Source organism: Cerasicoccus sp. TK19100 (assembly GCF_027257155.1).
Taxonomy (GTDB): domain Bacteria; phylum Verrucomicrobiota; class Verrucomicrobiia; order Opitutales; family Cerasicoccaceae; genus Cerasicoccus; species Cerasicoccus fimbriatus.
Map to the genome: position 1 here is coordinate 136,332 of NZ_JAPWDU010000007.1, position 21,386 is coordinate 157,717.

Consider the following 21,386-nt stretch of genomic DNA (forward strand, 5'->3'; position numbering starts at 1 on the left):
TTGCGCAATGAGTGACACTGTAATTACCATCGAAGACCTGGGGAAGTGCTATAAGCTCGTTCATCAGGGCTCCGGGCTGAATGCCGCGCAATACAGCCGCGTGAATGAAGAGCTAGGCCGGATGATCATGAACCCGATCCGCCGGGTGATGGGAAAGCCACCAATCGGCTCCCACACGACGACCGAGGAATTTTGGGCGCTAAAAAATGTCAGCCTCGACATCAAGCGTGGTGAGCGAGTCGGGTTGATCGGCCGCAATGGCGCAGGGAAGTCCACCTTTCTCAAGCTGATTAGCCGGACGATTTCACCTAGCACCGGAAGGTTTTCGATAACCGGTAAGATGGCCAGCCTGCTGGAAGTGGGGACCGGCTTTCACCCGGAGCTGACCGGCCGCGAAAATATTTTCCTCAACGGTTCCGTCTTTGGGCTCAAGCGTTATCAGATCCTGGAGAAGTACGACGAGATTGTGGAATTTTCCGGGGTAGAGCGTTTTTTGGATACGCCGGTTAAGCGGTATTCATCGGGCATGCAGGTCCGCCTGGCGTTCTCGGTTGCCGCGCACCTGGACCCGGAAATCATGATCATCGATGAGGTGCTGGCCGTTGGCGATGCGCGCTTTCAAAAGAAGTGCATCGGCAAGATGAACGAGGTCGCGAACTCTTCCAATCGCACAATCATCTTCGTGACGCACTCGATGGGCTTTGTGGAGGCGCTCTGTAATCGCGCCCTGTTGCTCGAAGGTGGAGAGCTCAAAGCGGACAGCTACGATGTGCAAAACATCGTCCACAATTACCTGGAATCGACGGTGGATCAGATGCTGATCAATGCCGAGTGGCGTAATTCGGGGGAAGAGGTTCAAAACGAGTTCTTTGAATTACAGTATTTGCGGACGGTCGGTGCCAAGCGGCGCTTCCCGAACAATCACCCCATCCGCATCGAGATAGAGCTGAACCTGATCAAGCCGGATCCGCGGCTGATGATCGGAATCGCCATTTTCAACGATGAGAATGCGCTTATCGCAATTTCGTTCGGCACGGATGTCGACCCGGAGTTGCCGTCGCGCATGCAGGAGGGCATTCAGACGCTGGTTTGCGAGATCCCGCCTCATCTTCTGAACGAGCGGACCCACCGCGTGGAGTTCATTGCACGAATCCACCAGGGGCCCAATATCACCGAGGTCGGCACGTGCCCGGCCACCATTAAATTTGAAGTCGCGGGTGGATTATCGGACTCGCCTTACTGGACCCAGCGTCGTGGGGGCATGTGTGCGCCGCACTTGGGTTGGTCGTTGGTGTAGCGGGCGGTGGGGAATTTCACTATTGCAAAATACCTGCTTCGCCGAGAGATAAACACCTGACTTTTTAATAACCCTTTAAAAATTGTAATGGTTTTACTGCTAGGAGCTACTGGCTATGTGGGAGCTGCGTTTTCATCGTATCTCCAGAAACGCGGCGTCGCATTTGAAACAGTGTCGCGAAGCGACTGTAACTACTACCTTGAAGGCGAGTTGCGGCAGCTGATCGAGCGATCCAAGGCGGAATTCCTGATCAATTGCGCAGGCTACACCGGTAAGCCCAATGTCGATGCGTGTGAGTTGGCCAAGGCCGATACGCTCCTGGGCAATGCGGTCCTGCCGGGCCTGATTGCCAAAGAGTGCGCCGCTGCGGGTATCCCTTGGGGCCATGTTTCCAGCGGTTGCATCTATTCAGGTCGCAACGAGAAGGGTGAGGGTTTCCTTGAGACCGACGTGCCGAACTTTACCTTCCGGGATGGCCCGAGCAGTTTCTACAGCGGCACCAAGGCGCTGGGGGAAGAAGCGCTCGGCTGCGAGGAAATCGTGGGTGAGGATGGTCAGCGCGTTTGGTCATTCGAATCGAACGATCCGGTCTACATCTGGCGTTTGCGCATTCCCTTTAGTAACGTTGACTGCCCGCGCAATTACCTGACGAAGCTCCAGCGCTACGCCAGCCTGCTGGAGGCCGAAAATTCCATTTCGCGACTCGAAGATTTCGTGGCCGGCTGCTTTGCTTGCTGGGAAAAACGCGTGCCGTATGGCGTTTACAACGTTACGAACCCCGGCTCGGTGACGACCCGTGAGGTGGTTTCGCTGATGCAGGAAATTGCGCGCGAGCACCCAGAGACTGGTTTGCCGGTGCGTGAATACGAGTTTTTCGCCGATGAGGCAGAGTTTATGCAAATCGCGGCGAAGACGCCCCGATCGAACTGCGTCATGAGCAGCGACAAGCTGACATCCGTCGGGATTGAGCTTCCGCTGGTGCACGACGCATTGCGTGATTGCCTGCTTAATTGGACATCCCAAACCCTCGTTTAAAGATGAGCAGTATCCTACCCGAAAACCCGGCGCCCAAGACGGTCCTCGTTACCGGCGGCTGTGGCTTTATAGGCTCGGCGTTAATTTATCAGCTGGTTGAGGCGTTCCCCGGGGCGCGTATAATCAACCTGGATTCGCTAACTTACGCGGGCAACCCGCAGAACTTGGAGGCGCTCCCGGAGTCCTCCAACTATCAGTTCGTCCAGGGCGATATTGGCGATGGAAAGCTCGTGGCCGAGCTTCTGGCCAAGGAGTCGGTGGATTGGGTGCTCAATCTGGCTGCGGAATCCCACGTAGACCGCTCGATTGACTCGGCGCTGCCCTTTGTCGACGCCAATGTGCGCGGGACGGTGGCGTTGCTGGAGGCGGTGCGCAATCATCTGCGTGAACTGACGGAAGAGGCCCGCCAGGCCTTCCGCTTTGTTCACGTCTCGACGGACGAAGTTTTCGGTTCTCTGGATTGGGAAGACCCGAAATTCTGCGAAACCACGCCCTATGCGCCCAACAGCCCCTATGCAGCTTCCAAGGCGGCGTCGGATATGTTCGTGCGCGCTTTTATCGAGACGTTCAAGCTGCCGGCGATCATTACCAATTGCTCGAACAACTACGGCCCACGCCAATTCCCGGAAAAACTGATCCCTCTGATGCTGCTCAATGCAATGGAGGGAAAACCGCTGCCAGTCTATGGCGACGGCGCGAATATCCGCGATTGGCTCTATGTTGACGACCACGCCAGGGGCATTATTGCTGCGGCTCTCCGCGGAAAGCCGGGCGAAAGTTACCTCTTTGGCGGACGCAGCGAAAAGCGCAACCTGGACTTGGTGCACACCATGTGCGACTCGCTCAATGAGTTGCGCCCCCGCGAGGACGGCAAATCTTACCGCGAGCAAATAACCTTTGTTAAGGATCGCCCGGGCCATGACCGCCGCTACGCCATCGATTGCGACAAGGCAGAGCGTGACTTGGGCTGGCGCGCCGAAATGGCCTTCGAGGCCGGCATTGCCTCAACCATTGACTGGTATTTGCAAAACCGCGCTTGGTGTGACGCAATCACCAGTGGCAACTATCAACGCCAACGCCTGGGACTCGATACGCTATGAGTAAGAACCGCAAAGGGATTGTGCTCGCTGGCGGCAGTGGCACCCGGCTTTATCCGCTGACAATTTCGGTCAGCAAGCAACTGATGCCGGTCTATGACAAGCCGATGATTTACTACCCGCTGTCGGTCCTCATGCTGGCCGGCATTCGCGAAATCATGATCATCACCACGCCGCATGATCAGGCGGCATTTCGCGCCTTGCTTGGCGACGGCTCGCAATACGGGCTGAAGCTGGAGTATGCGATTCAGGATGCGCCCCGCGGTTTGGCGGAGGCATTTATCATCGCGGAAGATTTCCTGGCTGGCGGTCCGTCTGCGCTGATCCTCGGCGACAATCTTTTCTATGGCCACAGCCTGCCGGAAAACCTTCGCCGCGCCAATGCGCGCGAGAGTGGTGGCACGGTCTTTGGCTACGAAGTCAGCAACCCGTCCGAATACGGCGTGGTTGAGTTCGACGCGGAGGGCAACGTGGTCTCCATCGAAGAAAAGCCGACCGAGCCAAAGAGCAATTTCGCGATTCCTGGCATTTACTTCTTCGACGAACGCGCATCTGGTTTTGCCCGCGCGCAAAAGCCGTCCAAGCGCGGCGAATTGGAGATCACTGATCTCATTAGCCGCTATCAAGAGGAGGGTGAGCTGAAGGTGGAAGTCATGGGGCGTGGTGTCGCCTGGCTTGACACAGGTAACCCCGACGCACTGCTGGAAGCAGCGCAATACGTGAAGGTCATCCAGTCGCGGCAGGGGCTGCAAATTTCCTGCCTCGAAGAGATCGCGTTCCGCGCTGGCTGGATCAACCGTGAGCAGCTGAACGAGGCGGGCGAGGCACTGGCCAAGACGCCTTACGGGAAATACCTTTTGTCGGTTGCCAAAAAGGCGAGCCTCAAAGGGCCTGCCGTTTCCGCATAAGCGAGGCTGGCGGTGGATCGACCAGCGAGCAGGGTTTCGATCATTATTCCGGTTTATAACAGCCTTGAGCTGACCCGGAAGTGTGTGGATAGCCTTCTGGCCACCTCGAGCGACGATTTGCCGCTGGAGGTAATACTCGTTGACGACCTTAGCACTGACGGCGCGCGTGAATACGTGGCGTCGCTCAAGGACCGGCCGGGTTTCAAGGTGATCCTTCGGTCCGAGAAAGGTAGTTTTGCGATCAATAACAACCAGGCGGCTCGCGAAGCGAGCGCGCCGTTGCTTTGTTTGATAAATAACGACGTGGAGCTGACTCCCGGCTGGCTCGCGCCGATGGTCTCGCTGATGGAGTCGCAGCCCCAAGCCGGTTTGGTGGGGAATGTTCAGGTCAACCCCGCGACGGGGTTGGTTGATCACGCCGGCATGGTCTGCTGGCCGGATGGCTCGATCCGGCAAGCACGAAAGAACCGCCTGCATGCTCCGCGCGAGGCCTGGCTGGAGTGGAGTTGCGTGACCGCAGCCTGCGTGTTGGTCAAGCGCGAGGTGTTTTTATCGGTGGGCGGTTTTGATGAAGCCTACCGCAATGGTTCAGAAGATGCGGATTTAGCCGTGCGTCTAAAGTTGGCGGGCTATCGGCATTTTGTGGCCAATGAATCGGTGATCACGCACCACGTCAGCTCCGCGCCGGGGCGTGGCAACCATGTTTCCGCTAACGAGAGCCGCTTGCGAGAGCAGTGGGGGACGCAGATTGCGGAATGGGCTCAGGTTGAATGGCCGGGCGAATATTTCCAGCGATATGCTCGGCACTGGTGGAAACTGCACCCCGGGCTAGTGCTAAAGGCAGTCGCCTGGCGGATGAAATACGGCAGGTGGCAACGAGCCACCGGGCCGCGTATCAAAGGGGCGTGACTTACGGTTTGCGCCAATAGACGCCGGTCCAATCAATTTGATGGATTTCGGCCTTGGCATTATTTTCACGCAAGTAGTCCTGCACGGCTTTTTCACAGCCTTTCACGGCGTAATAATCGTCCACGATCACATAACCACCCGAGGGAACTTTGTGATACAAAGCTTTCATGGCATCCATGGTGGATTCGTATAGGTCGCCATCCAGACGCAGCAGCGCAATCTCTTCAATAGGCGCGTTCGGAAGTGTATCCTTGAACCAGCCCTTGAGGAATTTTACGCCTTCATCGAGCAAGCCGTATTGCGAAAAATTTCGCATGACGGCTTCCTGGGAGATCGCCAGCATGGGGAAGTTCCCTTTGCTGAGATCGATGCCTTCATCCTCATGGTGCGTGGGGACGGGAAGGCCCTCAAAGGAGTCACAAACCCATACCTTTCGCTCACGCTGGTTGTAGATGTTTTGGAGGCCGCGCATGAAGATGCACGCGCCTCCGTTCCATACGCCGGTTTCTACAAAATCACCCGTGATGCCATCCTGAAAGATCTGCTCAGCGCAGAACTGGATGTTGTCCAAGCGCTTTTGCCCGATCATGGAGTGGGGAAAGTTGTTTACCTCTCCATAGAACTGACCCTCGGTCTTCGTTTTTACCAGCTCTTCATACTCGCTCTGCAGGCGCTCGACCGGACTGTGCAATACCGACGGATCGACTTTCTTGCCGTTGCGAATGCAATCGATCAAGTAGTAGATCCTTAGTTCGTTATCGGCGTAAATCAGGTCGATTAATGTGCGCTTGAGAAGTGTCAGGTAGGCTTGTGCCGGATCGTTTTGAAGCATTGGGTGGTTTTGCTTACAGGATATTTTTTTGTCAATATCTATACGTGGCTATCAATACAGGTAGAAATAGCCCCATTCGTATTCCGTAGCTCCGACACCCGGAAAGCTTTCAACGATCAAGCCGTAGCCCCAGTAGTCTTCGACAAAGAAGAGTAGCACTTGTGAGCTTACTTGGCCAAAGATACTGATGCCTTGAGTGCTGATAACCGCTTCTCTCGGGCCCACTTTTTGGTAGCTATAGCTGGTATAAGAGTACAGCTCGTTACCCCAGTAGTGGGGGATTTCGTTACTGGAATAACCGAGGTTTATCTCGACTGAGTCGCTGAAATGGCCGCTACTAGTGTTGTAGCCTTCCATGCTGGGGAACCAGATAAATGCGTTGCCAATCGCATTTGGGGCTGTATCCTCGCTCGGGTATATCTCGAAGGTTGCGTTGCTATCGCTCAGTTTGAACGTATAGCTTGAGGTGTAATTGACCGTGACATACTCAGCTTGTTCGGTGCCTACGGAGGTTGGGCTGAACCATGAGCTTGCGCCCCGATAGAGCAGACCTTGGTTGACGCCTTGGCGTGCGTAGCCGTAGCTACCAAATTCTACCGTTTCATAATCTTCATTAAAAGTAATCATTTGGCCGTTATGCCGGATGAATGTGTGTTCTTCTCCGTAGCCATTTACAAGCATGGTGCCTACCGGTACCACTTCTAAGGCGTGGTCATTGGGATTGGTGCCGATATAGCCATCGGTATCAAAGTCCTGTTGGAATTGTGCCTCATAGCTGCGAACCTGAACAATGCTTGTCAGGTATTCGCCGTGTATGATCGCGCCGCTGCTGTTTATGCCCCAACGCACATACTGACCGGTCGTTTCGTTGCGCAAAATGAAGTTGAAGGCGTAGTCTTGCCCGGCTTCGACACCGAGATAGCTCCAACCATTGGATTCATTAATTTGGCTGCCTTGGTAGGTGACGGGGCGGCTGGTGTCGCCAATGAAATAACCGGTTTCGCCAAGGAGAAGAGTGGTTTGGCCAAACGATTCAATGGTCTGAGCGGGAGGAAATCCGATGGTTTGATCGCCATCCAGATCTTGTTGGAATTGGCTTTCACGCCCGCGCAGTTGAACGGAGCTCAGGAATTCACCGTAGACAATGTTGCCGCTGTCGTCGATACCCCAGAGGGCGTATTCTCCGGTGACATCGTTGCGGAGGATGACCGCATAGGCATATGTCTGGTCTGCTTCGGCTCCGAGGTAAGTCCAGCCGGCAACTTCCATCATTTGATTGCCCTGGTAGATAATTGGACGTCCTTCGTCGCCGACATAGTAGCCTTCAGCCCCGAGCAAGAGATTGGTCGATCCGAAGGATTCCACGACTTGAGCCGGTGGGTTGCCGATTGTGCCGTCGCCATTCAAGTCCTGTTGGAATTGTGTTTCGCGGCCGCGCAATTGAGCCGGGATCAAAAACTCACCGTAGATGATTGCTCCGCTGTCATCGACGCCCCAGAGGGCATACTCTCCGGTAATGTCGTTGCGCAAAATAACGTTGAATGGGTAGGCCTGGCCCGCTTCTGCGCCCAGATAGGTCCATCCGGCCACTTCCGCCATGCGTGTGCCCAGGTAGGTGAGGGGGCGGTTTTCGTTGTCCACATAGTAGCCATCGGTGCCGAGTAGCAGCGAGGTTACGCCGAAGGACTCCACGATTTGCGCCGGCGGGTTGCCCATCTCGCCATCGCCGTCAAGGTCTTGCTGGAACTGAGCTTCGCGATTGCGGACCTGAGTCAGCGTAAGGTATTCGCCGTGAATGATCTGGCCGCTGTTGTTGATGCCCCAGAGGACATATTCTCCGGTGACTTCATTGCGCAGGATGAGCTCGAAAGCGAATGATTGGCCGGTTTCAACACCGATATAAGTCCAACCGGCAACTTCGGCCATTAGGGCTCCCTGGTAGGTGAGCGCGCGGCTTTCATTGCCTACAAAGTAGCTGGTCTCGCCAAGTAGGAGGTCGACTGCGCCAAAGTCTTCTACGACCACCGGCGGTGCTATCGGTTGAACGGTGATGCCGCCGTCTGGATTAATGCCAACGGAGCCAACTTGAGCTGTTAGCATGGGGCTGCCGAGGGCCAGCGCACTGGCGAGGATGGAGCCTTTAAGAGATGGTGTTTTTGATGTTTTCAAGGCGAGGTGTGGTAATGGGTTGGTTGTTTAAAAGGCAGGTTGGATTTCTATAAATTTCAGTGCTCGTCGTGGAAGAAGTTTGGTCGAGAATTGAATCAAGTGTTGATTTGAGTCATTCTCTATTAAGTAGAAAAATGACTTTACGGCGAACTGTTTGTTTAATCATGGGTATGATCTTTATATAAGCAAGCTCTGTTTATTTGAAAATAATGCCAGCTATGGGATGTGGTGGTTTTATATGAGAGCAAGTTTTGGCGATAATATTTCCTAAAAATGATAAACTCGAGAAGTCGCACATTTGATATCTGTATTGGGATGAGTAATTGAGGCCCATTACTTCGTAATGGATATTAGTCTCCCTCCCCAGTATTTTCCTTATCCTGAGAAGGTCGTTATAAATATTCAAGTGTAATTGGTAATTTAATTTATGCATGAAGGTCATAAGTGGCTCAAAAAACTGAGCGTTGATGATCTACAACATTTGGGCGCTCTTAGTTTAATCGTGTCAGACTGGCACAGGCGACGCGGAGAGAGGAGAAATCCCGACTTGATCCGGCTGGCGTTTTTTGATCAGTTTCAGGGCTGCATTTTTAACGAAGTGCACTCAAACCAGGATTATAGGAATTTTCGCAAGGCTGGTCGGAATGCCCACTGGCCGCCGTCTACTCATGGAGCTACGAACGACGCCATATTTGAGATCATTGAGCTGGCCGCACTTTTTGGTGTGGGTGCTATACAAATATACCTTACGCTGGCCCTATCGTAACCTGGTCCTGAACAATCCGATTACGAAGCACCTGGATTTCGATTACTTTTTTTCCGGGAGGGCGGATGCTACTGTCAAGCAGGTGGTCGATGGCTCTCGTCGAACCGCGCGGTATCGGGTGTATTTTGCGCACTTCGATCCGGAAGATACCGTGCAGCCGTACGTGTTTCGCTATTTGGATGAGCTGCTGGCTTATGGCGGTGAGATCGTATTCTCAACAACGTCGGGCATGTTTCCCTCGCCGGTCTTGGAGCAGTTAAAGCAGCGCTGCTGTAAAATCGTGTTCCGCAAGAATTCAGGTCTGGATTTTGGCTCCTGGGGCGCTGCGGTGTCGGTGGATGAGGATATCTCGGGTTGGGCCAAAGGGGTATTGTTTGCCAATGACAGCGTGCTCGGGCCCGCACCTTCACTGGCGGAAATCTTTGCAGAGGTAGATCGTTGTCCAGTGAACACAGTTCTGGGGCTGACGGACTGCTACTTGCATTTTCATCATTTGCAAAGCTACTTTCTGTTTATGCCAATCGGCATTTACCGCCACCCCGAGATCAAGGGCTTCTGGAAAAATATTCGCTGTATGCGGGGTAAGCCTGGTCTCATCCAGCGTTACGAAGTGGGCTTTTCCCGTTTAGTGGTGAAGTCAGGCTTCAGTATTCGCGCCTTATACAGCTTTGATCGGCTATTGTCGGTTAGTTATTCGCAGATCAGTGAGATCGATATGGCGCACCGCTGGAAGTATAATCCCAGCATTCACTGCTGGCATCAGTTATTTTATGTGCTGAAATTCCCCTTCGTGAAAAAGGAAATCGTGACCAAGCAACGATGCCGGGCGGTGACGTTGGCTCGGTTGGAAAAATACCTTTCGGAGATGAAGTGTGACTGGGTGTCCAGCTACATTTCCGAAAAGGCGATTCCGGGCAAAACCGACATGGAGATCATATTCCGCGAAGAGAATTAGCTTAAGGATTCCTTGAGGTGCTTGACGATCCGGCCAAAGAAGTCCGGTTCCGGCTCATCGTATTCTTTGGGAGGCTCGATTTCCGCGGCTTTGAGTTTGAGCGTTTCATGGAGCCTGATTTTAATGACGGGTAGGAAGTGCTCAATTTCCTGTGAAAACTGGCGGAAGTTTTGGTTGCTCAGGTGCATTTGACCAAGCTCGTAGCTATTGATCAGCATCTTTAGCGGGGTAAACGAGTCCTTCTCGTATTTTTCGATAATCTGAGCGCCCATATACAGGCTCATCGGCAGCCAGGCGGGATGGGTGTCGTAGCTGTCTGAGGTGAAGCTACTGATATCGCTGGGGATCGTGAATGAGCGTAAGTCGATCTGATATTCATCCGCGCATACTTGCTCGAATCGCGCAAAGCATTCACGTGCCTGCTCATGCTTGCCGAGGTTCCACATGTCCTTGAAACGTCGATAGAGCGCCCCGGAGCGAATGTGCCGGTCGGGGTTTTGGCTCAGCTTATCGAGGTAATCCAGATAGACGTCCCAATTAAAGGAGTAGTCGGGCTGTAGCTCGATCGGCTCATCGGAAGCCCATGCAAACAGCCGGGTGCCGGAGTCCTGCACGATTACATGTGCGAAGCCAGCGGCTTTGAGGAGGTCTTCCAGGCTCTTTCGACTGGCAATGAAGTAGTGGAAATATGGGCTCAGCGCGGCGATGCGTGTGGTGTCGTTGACCTCGCTATCGGTTACCGCATTGGAGGAGGGGGTCGTCAGCACAACTCTGCCACCCGGAGCCAGTCGCTCCTTTAGCGCCATCACGAAAGCTTTCGGGTCGGTTACGTGCTCAATAACCTCGGAGGCGTAAACAATGTCGAAATAGCGGTTATCCACCTCTGGGCATTCTCCCAGGAGAGCATGGTGGATCGTGATATTCAGCTTTTCTTTGCCGATGTGGCCATATTTCGAGAGCTCCATGCCGTCGCTGGATGCGCCGGTGGTCGTCTGCCAATAGTCCACCATGAAGCCAAACCCGCAACCAACGTCCAGGAAGCTGCCCGCGCAATTGGCCTGGTGAAGGGGCTCGGCCATGCTGCTAATGCCGGCACCGCACTGTGCGTAATGGATCCAGTACTCGTGGATAAATTTATCGCTCGTGTAACCAAAAACAGGGTCATCGCCTTCGTAGGTAATGGTGCCGCAGTCTTTGCACTGAACCAAATCGAGGTCTGGCTTCTCGTCACGGGATTTGATCTGGGCCAGCTCAAAAGTGTCGCCATGACACATGCGGCACTTGGTCTTGGAGGGAGATTTGACTTTCGTGGAGTACTCCATTGTGCAGAACCATCGCTGACTCGTGCTGCTTTACAAGCCAATAATTATGAGGAAATAGCGGGCGCGAATGCTTCCTGCAGGCGGCATTAAAATCGCTCTAAAAAGTCTGGTTTGAAGAGCTCCGGATCCGGAGATAGTCCAAGGGGAAGGGCTTAAACGAGTGGCGGCATGGGGCAATCGAGTGTCACGGCGACGGCGCGGATTAGCTCGGCCTCGTCGGTCGTGACTTCGCCATCGTGGCCGACGGCGGTGGCGCAGGCGGCGAGCATTTGGCGCTTGGTGCCGAAGCGCGCGTCGGCCAGCACATCGAGGGCTTTATCGAGGTCGTTGAAGCTAAGCTGGTCCACTGGCTTGAGCTGGATTTGGCCATGGAAAAGCGGTGCCTGTTGGATCGCCTGATCGAAGATTTGCTTTGCTTCGGCGTCGTTGGCCGGTTCGCCCGCCCAGATCATCGTGCTCAGCAGCATGGAGAAATGCTCGCGTAGCGGACCGGTGGAAGTGATGACGTTTGTCTTGGCGTGGGCACCTTCAAATTTGCGTCCCAGATGGCGCTTTACCAAGCGCATCACGGCAAACTCGAAAAAGGAAATTTCCTGATCGGCCTCCGACAGCTTAACGATGCGCTTGAGCAGGGCGTCGTAGTCTTGCCGGGAAATCTGCGCCAGCGCGGGCAGCGTCATTTCGATGAGCGGAATACGTTGGCGGATGCCTTGGGCCTGCGCCTTCGGGAAGTTTTCTGCGACGGCATCGGCCAGCTCTTTGCCGCCGTCTTGCTCCAGCCAGTTGAGTTGCTTTTGGCGGACTTCGCTATTGCGGTCGAGCAGTAGGGCGAGGACCAGTGCGCCGGCTTGGCTTGAGTCGTGGATTTGCTCACCGAGCGATTCCTCGGCCTGTGCGCGGGACTGCTGGGCGTAGGCAAGCTGCGAGGCACCAATCACGCCAACGCCGGCAACCCATTCCGCCGGGTTGACCTTGTGTTTGCCTTGGCCGGAGGGGATGGGGGGCGGTTTGGTTGCCTCGCGCTTGGGCGCGGCAGCAACTGAGCCGAATTTGCCATCCCAATTTGGCATGACGCGCTTGATACGGTCCGGCAGTGGCGGGTGCGTGGCAAAAGCACCGCCGAAGCTGCTCTTGAGCGCATTGGCGAAAAAGAAGTGAGCGGTCTCTGAAGTATGGTGGTGGTTGACGACGGAACCCGCGCCACCGATCTTCATCAGCGCGCCGCCAATGCCGTTCGGGTTGCGCGTAAACTGCACCGCGGAGGCGTCTGCCAGATATTCACGTTGACGGGAAATCGCACTTTGGATCAGCCGACCAAAGAACACGCCGATCCAGCCAATGGCCATCATGCCGATGCCGAACAGCATGATTGCGTTGCCGCCTTTGTCATCACGGCGGCGACCGACGTTCGACCAGAAGCCCGCGCGCATGATGCCCTCACCAATGATGGAGATCAGCAAAATGCCGAACAGCACGCCCATGAGCTTGATGTTCATGCGCATGTCGCCGTTGAGAATGTGGCTGAATTCGTGGGCGATCACGCCCTGCAGCTCGTCACGCGAGAGGCGTTGCACGCAGCCACGGGTCACGGCAATGGCGGCGTCGTCCGGCGTGTAGCCGGCGGCAAAACCGTTGATGCCGTCCTCGCGGTCGAGCAGGTAAACTTCCGGCACTGGCGTACCCGAGGCGATGGCCATTTCCTCGATGACGTTCATTAGCTTGCGTTCGTCGGGGTCGCTCGTGCCGGGGTCGACTTTCCGCCCGCCGACGCTTTTTGCGACCACGCCGCCGCCGCCCTTAAGCTCGGCGATTTTGCCCAGGCTGGCACCACCAACAAGCAGGACCACGAAGCCGCCGACTCCGGCCAAGACTGCGGGTTGCCACAGCACCCATTGCACGGGCTGATTTTCCGGAGTGGTGCCATAGCTGTAAAACACCATGCAGAGCGCGTAGAGCGCCGCGATAATGCACAGCACTGCCATGATGAAGTAGATCACCAGCAGCTTGGTGCGCGAGTGTGCCTCGTCCTGGGCCGAGAAAAAGTCCATGCGTATGTTGTTTTCTGGTTCTTAGTGCTTGGTTCTTGGTTGAAAGTGCGGTGTGCCGTTACTGGCAATAACTAAGCACCAGGCACCAAGAACGAGTGCACGGGATTCGAATCAGAATTCCACCTTCACCGCTTCGCGCTCGGTCGGGTTGGTGATCTCGAACAGTTCGGCCTGCTGGAAGCCAAAGGTGCCGGCAATCATCACCGTCGGGAACGATTCGCGCTCGGTGTTATAGACCATGACGGAGTCATTGTAAGCCTGGCGGGCGAAGGCGATCTTGTTTTCCGTGGAGGTCAGCTCCTCAGTGAGCTGCATCATGTTCTGGTTAGCCTTCAGGTCCGGGTAGCTTTCGACCAGGGCGAAGAGTTTGCCCATGGCACCGCCGAGCATGGCTTCCGCGCCGATCAGGCCCTTCATGGCGCTGGGGTCGTCGGGATTGGCGGCGGCCTTCTGATTGGCGTTCTGGGCGGTATTACGCGCGGCAATGACGGCCTCCAGCGTTTCGCGCTCATGCTTGAGGTAGCCTTTAGCGGTTTCGACCAGATTTGGGATCAGGTCGTAGCGGCGCTTGAGCTGTACGTCGATTTGCGCAAACGCATTTTTGAAGCGGTTACGAAGTTGAACGAGCTTGTTGTAAAGCCCGATGACAAAAAATACCACGCCGATTGCGATCAGCACGATAACACCAAGAATAATCCATCCTATCATATGAAATGCCTGTGTAGAGGTTCGTTGGCTAAATTAGCAAACCACGCCCGCGATGGGAATTATAATCGGCGACGGGATTTATAGTTGGAAGATAGGAATGCGGATGCTGGCGGAACGCGAACCTCTGTGTTCGCATATTAATCCATCACTTTTATTCAGATAGACAGTATGCGAACACAGAGGTTCGCGTTCCGCCAGCATTCGCGATCCGCCAGCATCTGCCAATGAAAATTGCCTACCGTATGCGGCAGACCAAGTTCCAGCTGTCGGCGATGTTGCCGTTGGCGTCTTTTTCGAGGATGGCATTGAAGAGGTGGGTGGGTTTGCCGTTTTCAATGAGCATTTGCGGACGTTCACGCTTGGGGAACGTCGTTTGGGTGCCGTCGTCGAAGTCCACCGTGCGGGAGTAGGACATCGGCGGTTCGCCGAGATGCCAGTGAATGGCGTCCTCCGAGTGCATGAAAATGCCGGCCTGGGGCTGGCCAACGACTTCGCCGCCCATGTCTTTACAGACCATTTCGTAACGCTCGCCGGTGTGCCACAGGTAGGGGTCTTCGATGTGTTGATCGGGGTAGCCAACGACCTGAATAGGCTGGTCGCTCAGGCGGGTAAAAGGCTGGCTCCAGTGCGGCGCATGGGCGACGCCCAGGCGGAAGCGACCGGGGAACTGGCCCACCGGGTGGAGCACATCGGCGCTTTTGTAAAGCACGGTCACGCTGCCATCCTCGCGAACGCAGGCAGCGGGGTTGGAAATGATGGCGGCATCCCACTGGCCAGCGCGCGGCTGCATGATCGGGGCATCCAGGCGTTTCCACGGGCCATAGATGGACTTCGACGTGGCGATGCCGGTGCGCTTGGTGTTCCAGGCGTCGGCCCACTGCTGGGTCATGGGGTTGTCCGGCGTGGACGGGCGTGGCCCCGGGTAATTTACGCCAATGTAAAACAGGATGTAAGTGCCGTCGTGGTAGTGGATGTTGGGGTTATGCACGGCACCGGCATCCCAGCGCCCGGAGTCCGGTTCATGACCGAAGACGACCTCCTCAAACTTATAAGGGCCCTCCGGCTGGTCGGCGACGGAGCGAATGATTTCCGAGTTCGCTGCCCAGTGCAGGAAGCTGACTTGCTTCGACCAGCGAGCGGTGAATAGGTGGTAACGGCCGTCCTCGCCTTTGATGGCGCTGCTGCCCCACACCCAGTAGTCAGGCTGACGCAGAGCCCCGGCGCGGCTGGTGGGGTGGAATTGGAAGGCGGTTTGCATGGGGGCTGGTCGTTGGTGGTGGTAGGGCGCAGTCTCCAGACAAGCCGCCACCGAGGAGTGGTATTTGCACAGTGTGCAAATCTAACGGTCCAGGCTTCGACGTGCTCAGCCCAGGGCAGGATGCTGGCGGCTTGTCTGGAGACTGCGCCCTACCTTATTTAAATCATCGTTTGGAATTACGCATCACCGTGTGGTGCCTTATCGCTGGCGGTCAAGGCAATCAGCTTTTCGCTGCCGCGCTGGCCGCTGATTTCGGACGGCGTCTCGAGGTCCTGGGAGGGGGTCCAGGTCCAGGTATCGCTAATGCCCTGGCCGGTGACGGAGATGGTGCACGTGCCATCGGCGTTTTCCTTGAGCGTGGCGGTGGCCTGCTTTCCCCACGGATCGAGGACGGTGGCGAATTTCACCTTTTCGGCGTCGACGTCGAACGTGGTGCGGTCCATCAGCTTGTGGCCCCAGCGTCCGTAGAACATGTAATTGTCGATCGCGCCGGCAAAGGGCTGGTCAGCTGAGATTTGGTAGTCAATGCGGTTGCCCTTGTCGGTGGCGATGAAGCCTTGGCCAGTGGTCGGGTTCTCGAAATTGGCGTCCTCTGAAAAGAGCTGGAAGGCGAGGTTGGACTTTTTCTCGGCCACGACGTTATCGAGCAGGAGAACGTATTCGCCGGGCATCCACACGGCGCTCCGGCGGTATTGCTTGAGACCTTCGTAGGCATTGCCCGCCTCGCCTTCGACGATGATACGGTTTTTCGGGCCGACTTTCCAACCAGTGAGGTAGGAGAGGGTAGTCATGTCCACATTGGGGACGGGCTGGGTGAAGCTGGAGCCTTCGTTGATCTGGCCCTTGCCGTCGACGAGGATGGTGTTGTGGTTGGCCGTGACTTTGTTGGTAAAATACACACCCGGGTGGAGGACGATGTCGTCTCCTTTGGCGATGGAGATGGAATTCGCGTCGGGGTCGTCGTGGGCGATGTTGACGTAGTGAAAGTCGTTTTCGTTACGGTATTGGTTGAGCGTGTAACCGCCGTAGGGGCCGCACTTGAAGAGGAGCAATGTCGCATCGGGGTCCCACGATTCGCGGATGTAGGCCACGCCCATGTCGGCGAGCAATTTGTGCGTGGGCAGGTTTTTGTAGGCCCCCGGCTTGAGCGTCGGGTCGTAGTAAAGGAGCATCATCCACGGATAGTCCGAAGCCACGAGGCCGTTGTCGCTCATGGCGTCACGGTAATACCAGGCTTCAAGCATCGCTTGCACGTCGGCGTCGCGGCTCAGGCGCGGGCAAAGGAAAAACGCCGGTTGGTAGCTGCCAAAGCCGGGCTTGCCACCGACGCGGTTCGGGTTGTCCCCATAAGTCATGAAGCCCTTGGCACCGGGGATGTTGGAGTAAATCTGCTGCGTCCAGGCGTTTTTGAAGCCGGGTGCCGAGAGGTAATCCGTGCCGGTGCAGCGGTCCATCATGGTTGCGGCCAGCGCGAGGAAGTGGAAGCCAAACACCTGGTAGCCGGTGCCCTCGTGGCAGTCGCCATCGTGGGGGAACCATTTGACGAGAAAGTCCATTTCGGCCTTCATTTGCTCGAGCATCCACTCGGCCTCAATGCCCTCGATATCCTGGATGGAGAGCAGGCAAGCGATGGTGCCGGCGGCGCGGTGCCAGCGGTGGTTATTGGCTGGGTCCTGCTGCCAGTATTTATGGACATCGAGCGCGTTCTGCTTGTGGCCGATGTAGTACATGCGACGGGCTTTTTCGAGCAGGGTTTCGGCGAAGGCTTTCTTGAATTCCGGGTCGAGGTCGTTGGCGACGGCGTCAAAAAGCAGGGCGGCGGCGATCATGTTGTTGGCCGCGCCCATGTTGCTGTCCACTTCTTTGGCGCGATTCCAGAACTCCTGCTCATGATACATTTCCAGAATTTCGACGATCTGCTGCTTCAGTTCCGGCGATGGCTCCATCGTGTAGGCGTAGGCAAGCGTCGGATAGCGGCCACCGGCGGTGACCAGGGCCGGGGTGTCGTTGGTGACGACCTTGGGCGGATCGCTTTTGTCTGCCTTTTGTTTTTTGCCCTGGTCCAGGACTCCCTCCCAGTTGACACGGAGAATGTCGTTGTCGGGAAGGAATTGCTTGAGGGCCAGCAGGGATTCCTTGGTGTGGACGAGGCGCGGGTGCACGCCGACGAGGTCTGGCTTCAGCTTGATCGTGCCAGCGGGGGCAGGGTCGCTTGCGGGCACGAAGGCGAGGTTGCCCTCGTAGTCAATGTCGCCGCCCTTGGGCGCAGCTTGGGCGGTAAAAGCGGCGGCAAACAGAGCCGCGCCGACGGTCATGGCGGATAGCGTTTTCATACGGGGGTGCTTAGTTGGCGAGGGCAATGCGCTCGATGGTGAAGGTATAATCGCGTTGATTGTAATCGTGGGTCTTGGCCATTTTGAAGGCTACGGCCTCCAATTGGCTCGGGTCGTTGAAAGCGGTTTGGAGGTAGAGCGCCATGGGGATTTTGAGAGTGACCATCTCGCGCGGAACGGCCTCATTGCCGGTGATGGATGCAATGTTCAGCCCGCTCGTGCGAACGCCTTCGGTGTCGAGCAGCGTCGTGGTAAACCACGGGTTGTCGGGTTGCTCCTCACGGGTGCGTCCATTGGGAAAGGTGCGCGTTTGCTGGCCGCTCCACTGGCAGCGGAGAATGACGTAATTGTAGTCGCGCGCGTTGAAGGGCGAGGGTCGGTTTTCACCGGCTTCCCAGCGGATTTCTGGATTGGCCTCGGCGTTGCCGTCAAAATGGATCTGGATTGCGCCGTCCTCCGCGAAGTCCATGCGGCACTCCTTGCCGTTGGGGATCAACTCAATGTGATCGTGGCTGGCGTCTTTATCGAAAATGACGACCACTTCTTCCGGCGGCGTCGGGTCGTTTACGTTTCGCTTAACGGTAAAGGCCGACAGCGTGCTTGCTGCGCAAAGAACAATTATTGTAAGCAAAAATCTATGGCTTGATAGGGGCATACGTGTTATAGTTATCTAATCTTTTCATCTGTCAAGGTCTGGCTATCTGCCCGGGAGGTGATAAATTCAAAGCTAATAACCTAACTTGCTTGATTAACGATTGTTCATATTAGATATTTCGAGTGATCTCCCATCATGAAGAGTTGCCCCAATAACCGCCGGCGTCTGTGTCGCACCCTCTTGTTGGATCTGCGATAATTGGAACCCAGTCCTGTCTCCACTGAATTAACTTTACGACAACCCAATCCCCCTGTGACACCATGAGAAACCTATCAGCGAAGATCTTAACCACCGCCGCTTTCCTAGGCGCGGCGCTGCTCAGTCCGGCTTTGTCGGCCGATCTTGAGTGGCAGCTGAACAAGGCGTCGTTTGACGACTCCAAGCTCGGCCCCGATGGCAAACCTGCTTTGAAAATCGAACCGGGCGGCAGCGCCATCCTCAAGCTAAGCGACTCAACCACCTCGGGCTCTGTGAGCATGGCGGTTTGGGACGACGGCACGAAAGTCATCAAAGAAAAGGGCCCCAGTGGCATAGGCCCCCGTTGGGGCGTCAGCAGCAGCAATGGCCAGGTAATCGTTGGCGGCATCATGTATGCGCGCTATCTGGCCGAGGGCGGCTCGCTGTGTATCATCGACGCGAAGCCCAGCGAACCTGGCAGCTGGTATAGCCTCAACTACTTGGGCGCGCGCAAGGAAACCAACGCTTGGCAGACCTGGAAGTTCGACTTCAACGCGCAAACCGGCCTGCATATCGACTTTAACGGCAAGCCCGTCGAGGAAAAGCGCTTCGACTGGAATACCACGCAACTCGACGGCATGGACGGCATCGTCATCTACGGTGATGAGACCGGTAAGCCCAATGCGCAAACGCTCTACGTGGGCGACATTCAATATACTGTCGGCCCGGCGATGGTCGCCAAGCCGACGCCTCCACCGCCCCCGCCGCCGGTTGTTCCGGACAGCGATCCGAAGGCGACGAAGGTTTACTCCCTCAAGCTCGAGCTACAGGGCAAGCACCCGCGCCTCATGCTTACCGCCGAAGAGCTGCCCAAGCTGCGCAAATTTTATAACAGCCCGGAGGGGGCCGTTTACCGCGAGAAGATCGAGGGCTATGTCGGTGCCTCCCGTGTCAGTGTCGGCGATAAATGGCTCAAAAATCCAACTGATAGCCAGCGTCAGGGGTTTTGGCGCGTGCCGACCGTGGCTCTGCATTATCTGATGACCGGAGACAAAGAATCGCTCGAAGCCACTAAGCAGCATCTGAGAGATTTTAACGCGCAGCCACATTGGGAGTTGGGGAACGAGCGCGATAGCGGAATGTCTGCCGCGAACATCATGGTTGGTGCGGCGCTGGCCTATGACTGGATTTTTGATGAGTTGGAGCCGGAATTCCGCAAGGAGTTCGGCGAGAAGCTCCTCTGGCACGCCCGCGCGATGTATTACGGCGGGCATCTGAAGGGGAATCCCCCGCTGCATTACTGGCAGAACGACCCGGCTAATAACCACCGCTGGCACCGCAACGCCGGTATGACGCTCTGCATTTTGGCCGTTTATGAGGGGCGTGAAGATCAGCAATGGATTCTCCAAAAGACCGTTGAAGAGCTGCACTTTATTCAAAAGTGGCTCCCCACCGACGGTTCCTGCCACGAAGGGCCGAACTACTTCACCTTTGGCGGCAACCACTTGACGTGCGCCTTTGATGCGGCGGATATCGCCCTGGGCACCGACCTCATGTCGGCCGAGTATTTCAAGGCGGCTGGCCAGTTCCGCATGGGCACGCTGCTGCCTTCGATGGACGGCATTTTCTCTTTTGGCGACGGCGGCAAGGGATCGCTCGGCACCTATAATAACTTCCTCTTTGCCGGTGCTTCTCACAACCAGCAAGCTGACATCAAAGATGGCCTGTTGACCCTGCAGGAACGCCAGCCCGATGCCTTCATGTTCGGCTGGTTTTCCCTGCTTTGGGACGACCCCGATCTCAAACGAGGCGACTTCAAAAAACTCCCCACGGACACGCTTTGGGAAGACGTCGGCTTTGCTTCCATGCGCGAAAGCTGGGAGCAGGACGTCGTCGCGGCATCCTTCATTTGCGGCCCCTTCGGTGGCTACGATTTGCTTAAGTTCGCCAACGGTGGTCGCGACTATGTGAACGTCGCCCACGATGATCCCGATGCGGGTGAGTTCCTGATCGCCAAGGGCGGCGTGACCTTCGTTAAGACCGACGGTTACTCCAAGAAAAAGGCGTCGAAGAACCACAACACGATCCTCATCAACGGCATGGGCCAGATGACTCGGGGCCGCCCGGAAGGCACCGTTTGGTCGCAACCATCGACCTCCAAGGGCACGGAAATGACCCAGATGGCCTACGTGACTTCGTGGAAGACGACGGACAAGATTGCCGCCATCGAGGGCGAGTCGTCCGGTTCATATTTGTCCTACAGCAAGCAAGGCCAGTCGCGCCCGGATTTGGAGCGTTTCCGCCGCAGTTTCCTCTGGGTGGAGGGTGATTACATTCTGGTGCTCGACGACATTCGCTCGCCGGAACGCGTCGAAATCGACTGGCTTGTGCAGGGTGATGACATCACCCCGCTGGAGGAATCCGAGGGGCGCTTCCAGTTCGTCAGCGAAGGCCAGACGATGGACATGCAACTGTTCTGCGAAACCGAGCTCGACAACTCACTGCGCGATTCTCCCGCCGACGACGGCGGCAAGCTCCTTGGGTATCGTCAACTCATGGCCTCGACCAGTGCCGAGCAGACTCGCTACACCAGCGTCTATGATCCGTGGAAGAAAAACGTCAGCGTTGAGTTCGCTGCGAACGGTCCGGACAAGGCCACGGTCACCGTGACCGGCAAGGACTTCAAGGACGTGTGGACCTGGGAAGCCGCCAAGGACAACGAGACCGCTTCGACCATCACCGTGGAGCGCGAATCGGGCGACAAGATCGGGTTCCCCTTCACCGTGGACGACTCCAGCAACTGCATCATGTGGAAGCATCTGGAGATCGCTGCCGCTCATTAATTGAGGCGATGGCAAACGCTTAATCTTTAGTCCGGTTTCGGTTTTTTGATCGAAACCGGGCTTTCTTTTCCTCT

15 protein-coding genes are annotated in these 21,386 nt (G+C 56.1%); 7 read left to right on the forward strand and 8 right to left on the reverse strand.

Translation table 11 applies throughout. The annotated features are described in order from the left end of the window. Positions 1–7: 7 nt before the first annotated feature. The 5 genes from O3S85_RS18030 to O3S85_RS18050 all read left to right on the forward strand — a co-directional run bounded on the left by O3S85_RS18030 (position 8) and on the right by O3S85_RS18050 (position 5,246). On the forward strand, positions 8–1,297 hold the full coding sequence (locus O3S85_RS18030; protein WP_269542220.1) for an ABC transporter ATP-binding protein: 1,290 nt from the start codon (positions 8–10) through the stop codon (positions 1,295–1,297). Between the two features lie 87 nt (positions 1,298–1,384). After that, positions 1,385–2,332 carry a sugar nucleotide-binding protein gene (locus O3S85_RS18035; protein ID WP_269542221.1) on the forward strand — a complete coding sequence of 316 codons (948 nt, stop codon included), beginning with the start codon at positions 1,385–1,387 and terminating at the stop codon, positions 2,330–2,332. A gap of 2 nt (positions 2,333–2,334) precedes the next feature. Then, complete coding sequence (gene rfbB, locus O3S85_RS18040) at positions 2,335–3,432, forward strand: dTDP-glucose 4,6-dehydratase (protein ID WP_269542222.1); 1,098 nt, start codon at positions 2,335–2,337, stop codon at positions 3,430–3,432. Continuing rightward, complete coding sequence (gene rfbA / locus O3S85_RS18045; RefSeq protein ID WP_269542223.1) at positions 3,429–4,337, forward strand: glucose-1-phosphate thymidylyltransferase RfbA; 909 nt, start codon at positions 3,429–3,431, stop codon at positions 4,335–4,337. The genes rfbB and rfbA overlap by 4 nt, the downstream gene beginning before the upstream one ends. A 12-nt stretch (positions 4,338–4,349) precedes the next feature. Next, positions 4,350–5,246, forward strand: a complete 897-nt coding sequence (locus tag O3S85_RS18050; protein ID WP_269542224.1) for a glycosyltransferase family 2 protein — start codon at positions 4,350–4,352, stop codon at positions 5,244–5,246. Between the two features lies 1 nt (position 5,247). Here O3S85_RS18050 and O3S85_RS18055 read toward each other — a convergent pair whose 3' ends face one another. Both O3S85_RS18055 and O3S85_RS18060 read right to left on the reverse strand, forming a co-directional pair. After that, on the reverse strand, positions 5,248–6,078 hold the full coding sequence (locus O3S85_RS18055) for a TylF/MycF/NovP-related O-methyltransferase (protein WP_269542225.1): 831 nt from the start codon (positions 6,076–6,078) through the stop codon (positions 5,248–5,250). Positions 6,079–6,129: 51 nt separating this feature from the next. Then, positions 6,130–8,247 carry a hypothetical protein gene (locus O3S85_RS18060; RefSeq protein ID WP_269542226.1) on the reverse strand — a complete coding sequence of 706 codons (2,118 nt, stop codon included), beginning with the start codon at positions 8,245–8,247 and terminating at the stop codon, positions 6,130–6,132. 644 nt (positions 8,248–8,891) lie between these two features. Between O3S85_RS18060 and O3S85_RS18065 the strand changes: the two genes are divergently transcribed. Next, positions 8,892–9,968: a rhamnan synthesis F family protein gene (locus O3S85_RS18065; RefSeq protein WP_269542227.1), complete on the forward strand. Its 1,077-nt coding sequence runs from the start codon at positions 8,892–8,894 to the stop codon at positions 9,966–9,968. On the opposite strand, the gene O3S85_RS18070 is transcribed toward O3S85_RS18065, so the two are convergent. The 6 genes from O3S85_RS18070 to O3S85_RS18095 form a co-directional block, all read right to left on the reverse strand. Further along, the gene (locus O3S85_RS18070; protein WP_269542228.1) at positions 9,965–11,290 is read right to left on the reverse strand and encodes a class I SAM-dependent methyltransferase; all 1,326 of its coding nucleotides are present in this window, start codon (positions 11,288–11,290) and stop codon (positions 9,965–9,967) included. The genes O3S85_RS18065 and O3S85_RS18070 overlap by 4 nt on opposite strands. Positions 11,291–11,442: 152 nt before the next feature. Further along, a complete protein-coding gene (locus tag O3S85_RS18075; RefSeq protein ID WP_269542229.1) occupies positions 11,443–13,338 on the reverse strand; it encodes a M48 family metallopeptidase in 1,896 nt (631 codons plus the stop codon). A gap of 111 nt (positions 13,339–13,449) precedes the next feature. Beyond that, positions 13,450–14,046: a LemA family protein gene (locus tag O3S85_RS18080; protein ID WP_343218965.1), complete on the reverse strand. Its 597-nt coding sequence runs from the start codon at positions 14,044–14,046 to the stop codon at positions 13,450–13,452. 235 nt (positions 14,047–14,281) lie between these two features. Next, positions 14,282–15,304, reverse strand: coding sequence for a glycoside hydrolase family protein (locus tag O3S85_RS18085; RefSeq protein ID WP_269542231.1), 1,023 nt, complete (start codon positions 15,302–15,304; stop codon positions 14,282–14,284). A gap of 176 nt (positions 15,305–15,480) precedes the next feature. Then, a complete protein-coding gene (locus tag O3S85_RS18090) occupies positions 15,481–17,637 on the reverse strand; it encodes a DUF4962 domain-containing protein (protein WP_269542232.1) in 2,157 nt (718 codons plus the stop codon). A gap of 10 nt (positions 17,638–17,647) precedes the next feature. Next, complete coding sequence (locus O3S85_RS18095; RefSeq protein ID WP_269542233.1) at positions 17,648–18,268, reverse strand: hypothetical protein; 621 nt, start codon at positions 18,266–18,268, stop codon at positions 17,648–17,650. A gap of 284 nt (positions 18,269–18,552) precedes the next feature. Between O3S85_RS18095 and O3S85_RS18100 the strand changes: the two genes are divergently transcribed. Continuing rightward, positions 18,553–21,312, forward strand: a complete 2,760-nt coding sequence (locus tag O3S85_RS18100) for a hypothetical protein (RefSeq protein ID WP_269542234.1) — start codon at positions 18,553–18,555, stop codon at positions 21,310–21,312. The last annotated feature ends 74 nt before the right edge of the window (positions 21,313–21,386 follow it).